The organism is Vaginella massiliensis (genome assembly GCF_900089075.1).
Classification (GTDB): domain Bacteria; phylum Bacteroidota; class Bacteroidia; order Flavobacteriales; family Weeksellaceae; genus Weeksella; species Weeksella massiliensis_A.
The window spans coordinates 1,103,011-1,116,083 of record NZ_LT593746.1; the positions used below are offsets into that span (position 1 = coordinate 1,103,011).

The window sequence follows — 13,073 nt, forward strand, 5'->3', positions numbered from 1 at the left end:
ATTATTCAAAATACTATATTTGAAGTGGACAATAACTCAATGAAAGAAATAGATATTTTAGGGAAAACATTTATTCCGTACATCGCATTCGAAGAAATAGAGCATGCTATCATCAATATGGCCAACAAAATCTACGAGGAATACAAAGATGAAGTTCCGGTATTTGTTGGGGTATTGAATGGTGTGGTCATGTTCATGAGCGATTTTTTGAAGAATTACCCAGGCCAATGCGAAATCTCGTTTTTGAAATTGGCTTCTTACGAAGGCACAGCTTCTACCGGAAAGGTATGCGTGCAAATGGATATTCCAGTTTCATTAGAAGGTCGTCACGTGATTATCTTAGAAGATATCGTAGATACAGGCAACACTTTGGTAGAATTGCATCGAATCTTGACTGAGAAAAACGTAAAATCGCTGAAGATTGCGACCTTGTTATTCAAACCAGACGCTTATAAAAAAGATTTGAAAGTAGACCTTATCGGTCTGTCTATTCCAGATAAATTTGTACTGGGTTACGGCTTAGACTACGACGGTTACGGAAGAAATCTTCCAGATATATATCAAATTAAATCATATTAAAACACCATAAAACAATGCTAAACATCGTACTGTTCGGCCCTCCAGGTAGTGGGAAAGGAACTCAAGCGCAATTTTTGGAGCAGAAATACCAAACGCCTCAAATCTCAACAGGAGAATTGTTTCGTTATAATCTGAAAAACAATACCGAATTGGGACAACAGGCACGCGAATATATGGACAAAGGTAGTTTGGTTCCAGACGATATCACAACCAAAATGCTGGTTCAGGAATTGGATAAAGGCAAAGGTCCAAACGGATACATCTTCGACGGTTATCCACGAACTACATCACAGGCAGAAGCCTTAGACGTGATCTTGGCCGAAAAATTCGACGACGAGGTTACCGTGACCGTTGCTTTGGTTGTTGATGACGAAGTGTTGGTGCAACGCTTACTCGAAAGAGGAAAAACGAGCGGACGCAGCGATGATGTCGATGAATCGATTATTCGTCATCGTATTACCGAATATTACGCCAAAACTGCCGAAGTTGCCGAGCATTACAAGGCGCAAGGCAAATGGGTAGAAATTGATGGGATAGGTGAAATTGATGAAATTACCACCAAACTAATCGAAGCCATCAACAAAGCAATGATAAAAGAATAACGATATTTAACGAAAGCTATACACCAAAAAAACCTCCATTTTCGGAGGTTTTTTATTTAGCATTACTGATAAGTAACGGTTTGTGTAAAATTGTCTTCAGGTCCTACGGTGCTGATCTTTTTAGGGAATAGATTCCCAACTTGATAGTCAGAATAACTCAAAGTAGTAGGCGACATGTTGGCATGCTTTATCGACTTCAATTGATTTTTGTTCTTTGCCTCAGGAGAAATTTTGAAGTAAGAAAACACCCAAGATTCTGTTTTGATGTTTTTGTACAACGATTCTTCGGCTAAGTATTCGTAATTCGTTGCATTTCCTGCTTCGAATTTTTGAACCAAATTTCCATCGCTGTAGCTGAAAGAGGTGGTGTCATAACTCCTCAAAGTTCCATCAGCATTTACTTTAATATAGTCGATCTTTACACTCGCATTATTCTTTTTTTGCTCAATCTTTATGTTGTCCGATCCTTCGTAAGAAATGATGTATTCGTAATCTTCATCTGTACCAGGATTGTCTTCGATTACTTTTGACAACTTGTTGCTGATATACGAAAACTGGTATTGCGAAATACTCGCATTCAAGGTAGACGTAATTTTTGTGAGGTATAGGTTTGTGTTGTATTCGTATTCTTCGAATCCGTTCTCAGAACCAGTATAAACAAATTTTACAGGAACCAAGGTTTGTTCTGGCGAATTTCCTCTGCCGTTGTCATCATCTGATGAACACGAAAGAAAAGACAAGGTCCCGGTTGCGAATAAAGCGATTAAAGCTAATTTTTTCATTGGTTAAACTATTTTACATTTTGTTTATGTACAACGTCGAAATGGCAGAATTATTTCAGTTTGTTCAAAATATTCTTTGGCACGGCGTCTTTATGCACCAAAATGTTCAGCGTTTTATAATCGACATAGGCTTTGGTTACATACATATAGCCTTTGTAATCGTTGCTTTCGCCCCAAGAATTTTTGATGATGTAATATTCTTTGCCATTTTGGTCTTTTGCCAATCCCACGATGTGCATTCCGTGATCGTCTGTGGTTTCGTAATTGTCAAAAGCTTGTTGTCTCATTTCTTCGGTAATTTTTCGCTCAGGCTTCGGGCCGTTGAACATATCTTTTCGTTCTTGCTCGGTCATATCGGCATATTCTTTTTCTGGTATGTACGCCACGCCGTTTTTCCAACTGAAAGATTTTTCAGAAACATCTTGCGCCCAAGCAACGGTATAACCATTTTTCAATGCATTGTCTATGATCATCGTGAGTTCGTTCATTGGTACATTCCAATATTGCCCCAACGCCCAGTTGTCTGGAATCATGAGGATGAATTGTTTGTAATATGGATGCTCTTTGAACGATGAAATGGCTACGTAATCGCTGGCCTTGATTCCGATACGTTCGTTTGCAAAAGTTTTTGGCGTGTATTTTTTACCCTCATAAGTAAAAGTTGCGGGATATTTGCCCAAATACGCATCGAGAATTCCGGCGTATGCCGAAGTCCAATTGGGCGTAAGTTTTCCGTTTTTGTTCTGCACGATTCCGCTAAGAAAGCCTTCTAATGCAGCGCTCATTTCACCAAACTGATTTTTATTTGTTCCGTAATTTAGGCCAGTGTAGGCTTCGTAAGGGACAGCTCCGTATTTTTCGTAAACGTTCAACACGTCATGAAATACACCGCCTTCGCCCAAAGCCAAATTTCCGTGCATTTTTACATATTGTACCGCTCGGTCTTGGTAGGCGTGTCGAGCAGTGAAAACCTGTGATAAGACAATCGGTTTTTTGCCCATTCTTATCATTTCAGATTCGATAAACGAGTTTCCAGAATACGACCAACAAGTACCCGAAGAGGCTTGATTTTGTACTGGAGTTTGAGATAAATTGATGATTTCTGTGAACTGAAAAGACGCTTTGCTGTTGTCGCTAACATTCTTGCTGAGTGAATTGACCAAATTGTCTTGTGCGTGGAGCGAGCCTCCCATTCCAGCCAAAAAAGAAATGGTAATTACCGATAAAACTATTTTTTTCATGTCTTGATATTGATTAAACTTTAATTTACTTGTCTGAACTAATGTTCGAAAGTTACAAAAGCTTTTGATTTTTTTAAGCTTAAAAAGTGCTCAAAATACCAAAATGAATTTTAGATTCTTTGAAGTCGAACGATTGTTGCGCTGTTTTTCCAACCGCATAACTCAGGTTGAAAATTCCCATTCTAGTCAAAAAAGAGATGCCAGTACCCAAACTCAACAGGTTTGTTTTGATGTCCATACGTCTATTGTCGATAGAACCGTAATCGCCAAACAAGGCAACATAAAAGGCTTCGTTGGGTACAAAACGATATTCTGCACCTAGAATTCCGTATTGATTGGCGGTGATACTTTCTTCGTTAAAGCCACGAATCGAATTGAATCCGCCAATCCTATAAAGTTCATTTTCTGAAAATTCATTCGCTGCATCAAACAATCCGTAATAGGTCAACGAGGCTTTGGCATAGTGTTTTTTGCCAAGGTGAAACAGGCGATAAGTTTCGAGTCCGACTTCGTACTGATGCGTTGTTTCATTCTCGATTTCTTGCGTTGGAGCGTAATTTTTTTCTTTTCTTCTGATCGAATTTGCCATAACAAATAATCGTTGTTTGCCTTCTAATATTCGGAATGCTGATCCTAAAAAATATTCGTAGGTTATTCCAAAATAGGTTTTCTGAAAGTCGTCATAATTTCTTGCAATTTCGGGATATTCGTCGAGCACAAAATTGGATGATTGCAAACCGAGGTTGAGTCCAATATTCGAATTAGAATTTAGCTGATAAAAGAATCGTTGATTGAGGTGCGAATTGACAAATACGCTATCTTGTTTGAAGAGTTTGAAATTGGTTTCGCTGCCAATGCGCGACTTCAACAGATAAGGGAAACGCAAACGCAAATCGAGCGTGGTATTTTTGTTTGCCGTTCCTATCCAATTCAACCGAATTTGCTCCATGGCGTTGAAGTTGTTGTTGAGCTCCAATGTCACATTGCCATTCAACTTGAATTTTCCTTCTTCATCCGACCCAAAACCAAGGATTCCATCAAACAGATTAGCATTCACTTTTTCGGTATAGAGGTAGAGGTAAGTCGAATCTTCTCTGAACAAAATATTGGGTGATCGGGTCTGCTGTATAAAAGGATTTTGAGCGATTTTGGTACTGAGTTCTGCCAGCTTGTTTTCGTTATAAATTTCACCATTTCTCAGCTCGAGCTGTTGTTTGATATAACTTGGCGAAAGCTTTTGATAACCGACCAATTTCACCCCATCGATGGTTCTCGTCTTGCCTTTTTGCAAAAGCAATTCAACTTTTGTTTCATTGTTCAGCTGTCCTTTCGGGATGATTTTTACGCTAGAAAAAGGGCGACCGTTTTCAATTTCTTTTTGATTGATGGTTTGGATGATAGAATCCAAATTTTTGGTAGGAAAATAATCGTGCTGATTTTGGAAAAGTTCGTTATTTTTTACCCAAATATTACGGTATAATTTTCCTCGATTCAGGTAAACTTTTCGATCTGTAATCGAATCGATTTCTAGGGTGTAATATCCCATTTGCTGCAGCGAATCAAAAACAAGTGAGAGCTCGTATGGCGTTATATTTTTATCAAAAATTTTAGCATTTCCGGCAGATTGCAGGTCGTAGAATTCGTACATTTTCTTTTCTTGTGCCCAACTATTCAGGCAAAGAAACAACGTGAAAAGCGTAAGTATGTATTTCATTCCGATAAAAATCAATAACTACAACGTGATTAAGTTACCTTTAAGTATTTAGATTTTGGTTTTTCTATAGCTAAACTAATGATTTATCCTATTATTTTTGTAGAAAATAAAAAAAACGTATGTTGAAACTTTTCAAAATCGTCGGTGTTTTAGAAGCAATTTCTGCTGTGTTGTTGTTTTTCTTTGCCATGCCAATGAAATACATTTGGCAAGATCCAACCTATGTAACTCATGTGGGTAGAGCACACGGATTGTTGTTTGTAGTCTATGTTGTGTTGTTGTATTTATTGAAAGATAAATATAATTGGAGTTGGACAATTTTCGCGATCTTCTTTGTTTCAGCCGTTATTCCAGGTGGAACAATTTGGGCTGAACGGAGGTTGTTAAACCCCAAAAGATATCAAAACAATCATTTTGGACGTAACTAATATTGGTTTGATCTGAGTTTCTAATATTTCAAAAATTGAACAATTCCTCATTCGATAATTCTACTATGGGCATACCCAAATTTTCTAAAACAGGCATCACCTCTTCTCGCTTACCAATGACGGCAAAATTTTGTTTTTTGTGACTGATGTGTTTTCGATAAAAATCGGCCATATCTTCCAACGAAATATGTTCAATTTCGGATAGGATTCGTTGGTTAAAATCTTCGTTCAATCCTTTATCTTTTACCGATAACCAATAGAAAAACAAATCGGTGTTCACGTAGCGTTTACTCGATATTTTTTTGATGATAGAGGTTTTGGCAGCGTCAAACTGTAATTGCGATCGCGGAAACTCATCGAGGATGTGGTTCATCGTATCAATTGCCAACTTCATTTTATCGGGCTGTGTGCCCAATACTCCACTCAAATAGCTGTAATCGCTCGCCGTATTGCCCAAGTCGTAACTTGCTCTTACCGAATATGCTAATGATTTTGCTTCTCTTATTTCCTGAAAAACCACCGACGATAAACCGCTTCCGATGTATTCATTAAACAATAGGGCATAAACGATATTTTGAATATTGAATAATTCATCGCGTGATACAAAGCGAATTTCGGCTTGCACCATATCGTAAGGGGTAAAATATATAGTCTGATTGGCTTCGGGTTGTGGAAAATGATATGGAGTCGGAATATCAGTCGATTTGCCGAATAGCATTTTTTCTTTCGTCCACTTTTTCACCAATTCTTTCTCACGTGCATACACCAAAATAGCGGGTTTGATATTTAAGAAATTTCGGATGCTATTTTGGATGTCTTTCGGAGTTTTTGCTAACAATTCTTTGCTTTTTACCAAAGTTCTTTGTCTATTTTCTGCTCCGTATTTTGCATACAAGAAAAGAGCTTGGGCGATTTTCGTCTTGTCAACAACGGCTGTTTCTCGAGATTTGATGATGTTTTCGATATAAGATTCGAGGATGCTTTCTTCCACAAGAAAATCTTGTAACAAGTGATTGAAGAGCATTAAACCTTTTTCGATGTTTTCTTCTAATCCCGAAAGATAAAGAAACGTTCGTTCGTTTTGTGTTCGTACTCTAAAATCGATTCCGTATCGGTAAAATTCTTTTCGAAGTTCTTCGGCAGAATAGCGAGACGTACCGGCATAATCTAAATAGCCCAAGGCCAAACTCAAAAATCGGTCATGATCTTTGCCCATTTCGGTTATGAAATAGAGATTTACCAAATCGTTGTCTCGGTTGGGAATATAGTAGAAATCGACGTCCTGTATGCTTTCTTTTACAATTTCGGTGTCAAAATCAACCAAGACTGGGGCAATGGCTTCACTTTTTTGCTGTTTGAAACGCTGATAAAACTTCGATTCGTCTTTTCGATTGATTTGGATTGGAGTGATCGCCGGACTTTTGACATAGACCAATGATTTGTTTTCGCCTTGTCGTTTGTAGACGGTGACTGGATTGGTGTAACGTTGCTGGGCAAAAGACACGATGTCTGCTTTGCTGATTTTTGCCATGCTGTCGATTTCGTTGACTACATTTTCCCAAGGAATATCGTTGATAAATGAGCGATAGAGCCAAGTACCCAAACTCGCAGGTTTTATAATAGTGTTGAGCCTGTGTTTTTTGTAATCATTGACAACCGCTTCGATCAGCCACTCGTCAAAATCCCCTTTTTTTATACGGTCGATCTCGTGTAGGATGAGTTTTTGTACGTCCTCCAACGTTTGTCCGTCTTTTGGCGTACCAGCAAAAATGTGCATTCCGTATTCTCGGTAGAACGAAGTTACGCTACTTGCAGCTTGTGCTTTTTGAGGTTGATTGATATTCAGGTCGATCAATCCTGCAATGCTATTGTTCAGCATTACATCAATCAATTTTATATAGACAGCGTCTTCAGAATTATACCCGCCGAATCGATAGGCAAATTGCAAACGCTCTGCCGAAGGTGAAAAAACTTCTTTCACCACAGGCTGTTCTATTGGAGGTTCTTTGGCGATGTATTGTGTTGGTTTTTCGACTTTTGCAAATTGTCCAAAAGTATTGTCAATCAATTTGATCGTCTTGTCAAAATCCAAATCTCCAACCAAGATGATCGCCATATTGCTCGCTACATAGTAACGATTGAAATATTCGTAAATGGCTTTCATCGAAGGGCTTTTAAGGTCTTCTGGTCGTCCCAACACGGTTTGATTTCCGTAATTCGAATTGGGAAATAAGCCTTGCATCATGGCGTTGAAAATCAAGCGTCCATCATGGTCTTGGCTTCGGTTGTATTCTTCGTAAACGGTTTCGAGTTCGGTGTGGAAAAGCCGAAGAGCGACGTCGGCAAAACGGCAACTTTCCAATTCGGTCCATTTTGCAAGTTCGTTCTTGGGGATGTTGTTGTAATAAATGGTTTCGTTGTACGAGGTATGCGCATTCACGTTGTTGGCTCCGATAAGCGAGGTGAGTTTGTCGTACTCATTCGAGATGGCATATTGCGAGGCTTCGAACGACAAACAATCTATTTCTTGGTACAATTCAGCCTTGCGATCGGTATTTTTTTCGTTCCGATGCTCCTCGAATAATTGAGCTAAGCGTTGGAGAATTGGTTTTTCTTTTTCCCAATTCAGTGTGCCAATATCCGAATTGCCCTTGAACATCATATGCTCGAAATAGTGCGCGAGCCCTGTGGTGTCGTTCGGGTCGTTGTTAGATCCCGTTTTTACGGCGATATAGGTTTGAATTCTTGGTTCGTCAAAATTTTGACTCATATAGACCGTCAGCCCATTGGCTAAAGTATAAATTCTTGTTTTAGACGGATCGTTTGCTACGCTTTCGTAAGAATATGTTTTGGTTGAATTTTCGATCATTTTATTTTATCAGTTTTAGACCCAAAAAGGTGAATCCTACACCCAACACTAGACTGGCAAAGGTGTAAAAAATCAAGACCAGATAATTTTGATTTTGGTATAATTGTATATTTTCTAACGAAAAAGTAGAAAAAGTTGTAAAACCACCACAAAAACCAGCAATCAATAAAAAATATAAGGTCTGATTTGCCTGTTGTTTTCCTAAATAAGTAAATAACAAACCAATGAGGAAACAGCCGAGCATATTGACCAAAAAAGTCCCAAACGGAAAATCATAATTCCATAGATTCACCGTAAAGCGAGAAATCATGAATCGAAGAGCCGACCCAATTCCGCCACCCAAAAATACGAGCAATGCTTGTTTCATTTTTTATTTTTTTAATTGCTTGGCAACCGAATGCGCGACTTTTGCACCGTCCATCGCTGCAGAAATGATTCCGCCCGCATATCCAGCACCTTCGGCACAAGGGTAAAGTCCTTTTACTTGCGGATGAGCCAACGTGACTTCATCTCTCGGAATGCGAATCGGCGAGGAGGTTCTGCTTTCTGTTGCGACAACATTCGCTTCTTCGGTAAAGTATCCTTTCATTTTTTTCCCAAACGATTTAAATCCGTCTGCTAATGCCCGATAAACTTCTTTGGGTAAAACTTCGCTCAACAAACAACTTTGGATCCCGGGTAGGTAAGAACAATCGTTCAAATTATTAGAGAGTTTATTTTCAACAAAATCAGTCATGCGTTGTGCAGGCGCTTTCAACTTTCCGCCGCCCAAATTCCAAGCCTTTTGTTCTACCATTTGTTGATAATACATCCCAGCCAATTCTCCTTCGAATCCATAGTTGGCAAAGTCTTTTTCATCTACCGTTACCACCATTCCCGAATTGGCAAAAAAACCATCACGTTTCGACGGCGACCAGCCGTTTACCACCAATTCGCCTTCTGTTGTAGAGGCTGGCGCAATGATTCCGCCCGGACACATGCAAAATGAAAAAACGCCGCGATTGTTCTCTTGACTCACCAAACTGTACGAGGCAGCAGGTAAAAATGATGACCGTTTTTGATTGACGGGACAATGATATTGCGCCGAATCGATGATGTGTTGAGGATGTTCGATACGAACGCCAAGCGCAAAAGGTTTGGTTTCTAAAGCAATCTTTTTTTGATGCAACAATAGAAAAATATCACGAGCCGAATGACCTGTTGCTAAAATCACTTGATGCGTTGTGATCCAATCGGTATGATTAACTTGTATTCGTTGCATTGCGCCAAAAGAAAAATCAATGTCTGTGAGTTTGGTATTGAAGCGAATTTCACCGCCGCAATCCAAAATCGCTTCGCGCATTTTGGCAATTATTCCAGGTAATTTGTTGGTTCCGATGTGCGGATGCGCGTCTTGCAAGATGCGTTCTGTAGCTCCGAAATAGACAAACCATTGCAACGATTTCAATACATTGCCACGCTTGGTCGATCGCGTGTAGAGTTTGCCGTCAGAATAGGTTCCTGCGCCACCTTCACCAAAACAATAGTTCGATTCTGGATTTACAATTCCTTCTTTGTTCATCGCAGCCAAATCACGTCTTCTTTCTCGTACATCTTTTCCGCGCTCGATGATGATCGGTTTCAAACCCAATTCAATCAACTCCAAAGCAGCAAACAAACCAGCAGGTCCAGCACCGATGATGTAAATTTCTTGCGCATTCGTAATGTTTTGTAATTGCGGATGAAATTCAAATTCATCAAAGAACGCTTCATCTACAAAAACATTTACCTGCAATTGCGCCATAATGGTTTTACTTCGGGCATCCATCGATCGTCTCGTAATCTGATAAGAAGAGATTTGATGAGGTTTTACCCCAATCGATTTCGAAAGTTGCTGTCTGATGATCTGATCGTCTTGAATGTGTTGATATGGGATGCGAATGCTTACTTTTTGCGGCATTTAGTCAATAAAATTTTTACAAAATTACTCGTTTGATTTAAGTTTGAAACTCATCGGGTTCACTATTTTTCTGAAAAGTTATAAATAATCAACACAAAAACCACTGATTTTCGCTTAATTATTAAACATTGCTCACATCGGTTGTTGTTTTTTACCCATTATTTTATACAGGTTAAATAACGAAAATCAATTATCTTTGCCAACCAAATAGATAAAATGGCAGATATAGGATTATTAGATAAGTTGAGAGCGATAAAACAACGATTTGATGAGGTTGCAGATTTAATTATTCAGCCCGATATCATCAACGATCAAGCTCGTTATGCCAAATTGAACAAAGAATATTCTGACCTCAAAGATTTCGTCGAAAAACAAAAAGAATACGAAGGACATCTCAATGTAATCGAAGAAGCCAACGCCATCATTGCCGATGGTTCGGATGCCGAAATGGTAGAATTGGCAAAGATGGAAAAAGACGAAGCCATCAATGCAATTCCGGCTTTGGAAGAAGAGATAAAAATGATGTTGATTCCGAAAGACCCAGAAGACGATAAAAACGTAATCGTAGAGTTGCGATCGGGGACAGGAGGAGACGAAGCTGCAATATTTGTAGAAGACATTTACCGCATGTACACCATGTATTTCAAAGATAAAGGTTGGCGACATGAGGTGTTGAATACTTCTGAAGCCTCTGGAAAAGGATACAAAGAATTGGTGATGCAAGTTGAAGGCAATGCAGTTTACGGAACTCTAAAATACGAATCTGGAGTGCATCGAGTGCAACGCGTACCCGAAACCGAATCGCAAGGACGTGTACACACTTCGGCGATTACCGTGGCAGTATTGCCCGAGGCAGAGGAGGTAGATGTAGAGATCAATCCGGCAGATTTGGAGTATCAAACCGCGCGCTCATCGGGTGCAGGAGGGCAGAATGTGAACAAGGTTGAAACTAAAGTACAGTTGACGCATAAGCCAACCGGAATTGTTATTGTGTGTCAGGAAGCTCGTTCGCAACATAAAAACCGCGAAAAAGCATTGCAATTGTTGCGCACCAAATTGTACGAAATTGAATTCGAGAAGAAACACTCAGAGCGTTCTGCGCAACGCAAGTCTTTGGTCTCGACAGGTGACCGTTCGGCAAAGATTAGAACCTACAATTATCCGCAAGGTCGTGTAACCGATCACCGCATCAACAAATCGATTTACAATTTAGACAACTTCATGAATGGTGATATTCAAGAAATGATAGACGCATTGAAAGTTGCCGAAAATGCAGAAAAATTAAAAGGCTCAGAAGAAGATTTATAAAATCAGCTACCATATCCCAATTGTACAAAACCTTCCATTCGGAAGGTTTTTTTGTGCTGTTGTTTTTGTAACGAAATAGTTGTAACTTCCTAGAAACGAATGATGATGAGAGAAGAACTGTTGCATCATATCTGGAAATTCAAACTTTTTCGGTTCGATAATCTTAAAACCATTTCTGGGAAATCGATCGAAATTTTGCACGCTGGCGTACTCAATACGAATGCTGGTCCAGATTTCAACGAGGTCAAAATTAGGTTGGAAAATCTCATTTGGTATGGTGCCGTAGAATTGCATGTAAAATCTTCCGATTGGCATTTGCATCATCATTCATCCGACCCAAACTACCACGCAATTATTTTACACGTCGTCTACGAATACGATGGCGAGATCGAAATTTTAGCCAATAAGAATATCGAAACCCTAGAACTGAAACCGTATATCGACAGTCAGATCCTGTCCAATTATCAACATTTTATCCAACCCAAGCAAGAATTACCCTGCAAATCTTTTGTGCCAGAAATCGACTCTACCAAAATATTTCATTGGAAAGAGCGCTTGCTCATCGATCGATTGCATCAGAAATCGGAGCGAATTTTTACAGAATTGCATAATGCAAACAACGATTGGGAAGCCCTATTTTTTCATCAACTGTCGTATAATTTTGGTTTGATGAATAACGCCGAGATATTTCTCCTATGGAGCAAATCCTTTCCTTTTTCGGTTTTGCAGAAGATTCAGCATCATCCTCAAAAGATAGAAGCGCTGTTTTTCGGACAAGCCGGTTTGTTGGAGGCAGAACCCCAAGATGAATATCAAAAAACACTGAAAGAAGAGTACGATTTTATTCGACACAAACATCAATTGCTTGCATTGTCGCATCATTTGTTTCACTATTTCAGAATGCGACCCGTGGGTTTCCCAACAATTCGCTTGGCTCAATTGGCAGCTTTCTATGCCCGATTTCCACAGCCTTTTTTAGAAATGATTCAATTGCGCAATTTCGATTCTATACAAGATGCGTTTCAACAAATCGAAGTGAATTCGTATTGGAATACGCATTACAAATTTGGCGTAGAAAGTAATTTTTCTAGCAAAAACATTGGGCACAATAAGATCGTCAATATTTTGCTCAACACCATCATTCCCCTGCGATATGCCTACATGCGCTACCATGATTTGGATATTGATGATGATTTTTTTGAGTTGTATTTTGGTATAAAGGCAGAAAAAAACAAGATTACAAAGCTATTCGAAGAAGCCAATTTTTCGCACCGAAATGCTTTCGACTCGCAGGCGTATTTAGAAGCTCATCGAGTTTTATGTTTACCAAAAAAATGCTTAAATTGCAACATCGGACACGAAAGTTTGAAAATTCATGCTAGATAAATTCAGAAATATCACCGAAATATCATGGTTCAACGTTATCGAGCGCATTGCAGACCGCATTGGGGTTCGCGTAACCAAGCTTCGGTTGATCTATATTTATCTTGCTTTTGCTACCTTGGGAGGTGCATTTGTTGCGTACTTCATCATGGCTTTTGCTCTTTGGGTAAAAGATTGTTTCGTTATCAGACGCAAGTCTGTTTTCGATTTGTAACACGCTTTATTCGC

At 39.2% G+C, this 13,073-nt stretch carries 12 protein-coding genes; 6 read left to right on the plus strand and 6 right to left on the minus strand.

The genetic code is table 11. The features are described 5' to 3' along the window. The first annotated feature begins 39 nt into the window (after nt 1–39). Together hpt and BN8061_RS06505 are read left to right on the plus strand one after the other, a co-directional pair. Nucleotides 40–579 (plus strand): hypoxanthine phosphoribosyltransferase, encoded by a 540-nt coding sequence (gene hpt / locus BN8061_RS06500; RefSeq protein ID WP_068597528.1) that lies wholly within the window; start codon nt 40–42, stop codon nt 577–579. A 14-nt stretch (nt 580–593) separates the two neighbouring features. Further along, complete coding sequence (locus tag BN8061_RS06505) at nt 594–1,181, plus strand: adenylate kinase (RefSeq protein WP_068597530.1); 588 nt, start codon at nt 594–596, stop codon at nt 1,179–1,181. A 62-nt stretch (nt 1,182–1,243) separates the two neighbouring features. On the opposite strand, the gene BN8061_RS06510 is transcribed toward BN8061_RS06505, so the two are convergent. The 3 genes from BN8061_RS06510 to BN8061_RS06520 all read right to left on the minus strand — a co-directional run bounded on the left by BN8061_RS06510 (nt 1,244) and on the right by BN8061_RS06520 (nt 4,918). Next, complete coding sequence (locus BN8061_RS06510) at nt 1,244–1,963, minus strand: hypothetical protein (RefSeq protein ID WP_068597532.1); 720 nt, start codon at nt 1,961–1,963, stop codon at nt 1,244–1,246. 50 nt (nt 1,964–2,013) lie between these two features. Further along, nucleotides 2,014–3,204 carry a C1 family peptidase gene (locus BN8061_RS06515; protein ID WP_068597534.1) on the minus strand — a complete coding sequence of 397 codons (1,191 nt, stop codon included), beginning with the start codon at nt 3,202–3,204 and terminating at the stop codon, nt 2,014–2,016. A 79-nt stretch (nt 3,205–3,283) separates the two neighbouring features. After that, nucleotides 3,284–4,918, minus strand: coding sequence for a BamA/TamA family outer membrane protein (locus BN8061_RS06520; protein WP_068597536.1), 1,635 nt, complete (start codon nt 4,916–4,918; stop codon nt 3,284–3,286). A gap of 119 nt (nt 4,919–5,037) precedes the next feature. Between BN8061_RS06520 and BN8061_RS06525 the strand changes: the two genes are divergently transcribed. Continuing rightward, nucleotides 5,038–5,346, plus strand: a complete 309-nt coding sequence (locus BN8061_RS06525; protein WP_068597538.1) for a DUF3817 domain-containing protein — start codon at nt 5,038–5,040, stop codon at nt 5,344–5,346. 28 nt (nt 5,347–5,374) lie between these two features. Here the strand turns inward: BN8061_RS06525 and BN8061_RS06530 are convergent, their stop codons facing one another. Genes BN8061_RS06530 through BN8061_RS06540 form a run of 3 tightly spaced genes read right to left on the minus strand, consistent with a single transcriptional unit; the run spans nt 5,375 to nt 10,154 of the window. Continuing rightward, nucleotides 5,375–8,215 carry a M16 family metallopeptidase gene (locus tag BN8061_RS06530; protein WP_068597540.1) on the minus strand — a complete coding sequence of 947 codons (2,841 nt, stop codon included), beginning with the start codon at nt 8,213–8,215 and terminating at the stop codon, nt 5,375–5,377. A gap of 1 nt (nt 8,216) precedes the next feature. Then, nucleotides 8,217–8,582 (minus strand): fluoride efflux transporter CrcB, encoded by a 366-nt coding sequence (gene crcB / locus BN8061_RS06535; protein ID WP_068597542.1) that lies wholly within the window; start codon nt 8,580–8,582, stop codon nt 8,217–8,219. Between the two features lie 3 nt (nt 8,583–8,585). Further along, a complete protein-coding gene (locus tag BN8061_RS06540) occupies nt 8,586–10,154 on the minus strand; it encodes an NAD(P)/FAD-dependent oxidoreductase (protein ID WP_068597544.1) in 1,569 nt (522 codons plus the stop codon). Between the two features lie 216 nt (nt 10,155–10,370). On the opposite strand from BN8061_RS06540, the gene prfA reads away from it, so the two are divergent. The 3 genes from prfA (at nt 10,371) to BN8061_RS06555 (ending at nt 13,059) form a co-directional block, all read left to right on the plus strand. Further along, a complete protein-coding gene (gene prfA / locus BN8061_RS06545) occupies nt 10,371–11,462 on the plus strand; it encodes a peptide chain release factor 1 (protein ID WP_068597546.1) in 1,092 nt (363 codons plus the stop codon). A 99-nt stretch (nt 11,463–11,561) separates the two neighbouring features. Beyond that, nucleotides 11,562–12,848, plus strand: a complete 1,287-nt coding sequence (locus BN8061_RS06550) for a DUF2851 family protein (protein WP_094745879.1) — start codon at nt 11,562–11,564, stop codon at nt 12,846–12,848. After that, on the plus strand, nt 12,838–13,059 hold the full coding sequence (locus tag BN8061_RS06555; protein WP_068597548.1) for a PspC domain-containing protein: 222 nt from the start codon (nt 12,838–12,840) through the stop codon (nt 13,057–13,059). Before BN8061_RS06550 ends, BN8061_RS06555 begins: the two co-directional genes overlap by 11 nt. The last annotated feature ends 14 nt before the right edge of the window (nt 13,060–13,073 follow it).

Coding starts and splice junctions, on each gene's coding strand:
- hpt (WP_068597528.1), top strand. CDS start 40: ATGAAAGAAATAGATATTTTAGGGAAAACATTTATTCCGTACATCGCA.
- BN8061_RS06505 (WP_068597530.1), top strand. CDS start 594: ATGCTAAACATCGTACTGTTCGGCCCTCCAGGTAGTGGGAAAGGAACT.
- BN8061_RS06510 (WP_068597532.1), bottom strand. CDS start 1,963: ATGAAAAAATTAGCTTTAATCGCTTTATTCGCAACCGGGACCTTGTCT.
- BN8061_RS06515 (WP_068597534.1), bottom strand. CDS start 3,204: ATGAAAAAAATAGTTTTATCGGTAATTACCATTTCTTTTTTGGCTGGA.
- BN8061_RS06520 (WP_068597536.1), bottom strand. CDS start 4,918: ATGAAATACATACTTACGCTTTTCACGTTGTTTCTTTGCCTGAATAGT.
- BN8061_RS06525 (WP_068597538.1), top strand. CDS start 5,038: ATGTTGAAACTTTTCAAAATCGTCGGTGTTTTAGAAGCAATTTCTGCT.
- BN8061_RS06530 (WP_068597540.1), bottom strand. CDS start 8,215: ATGATCGAAAATTCAACCAAAACATATTCTTACGAAAGCGTAGCAAAC.
- crcB (WP_068597542.1), bottom strand. CDS start 8,582: ATGAAACAAGCATTGCTCGTATTTTTGGGTGGCGGAATTGGGTCGGCT.
- BN8061_RS06540 (WP_068597544.1), bottom strand. CDS start 10,154: ATGCCGCAAAAAGTAAGCATTCGCATCCCATATCAACACATTCAAGAC.
- prfA (WP_068597546.1), top strand. CDS start 10,371: ATGGCAGATATAGGATTATTAGATAAGTTGAGAGCGATAAAACAACGA.
- BN8061_RS06550 (WP_094745879.1), top strand. CDS start 11,562: ATGATGATGAGAGAAGAACTGTTGCATCATATCTGGAAATTCAAACTT.
- BN8061_RS06555 (WP_068597548.1), top strand. CDS start 12,838: ATGCTAGATAAATTCAGAAATATCACCGAAATATCATGGTTCAACGTT.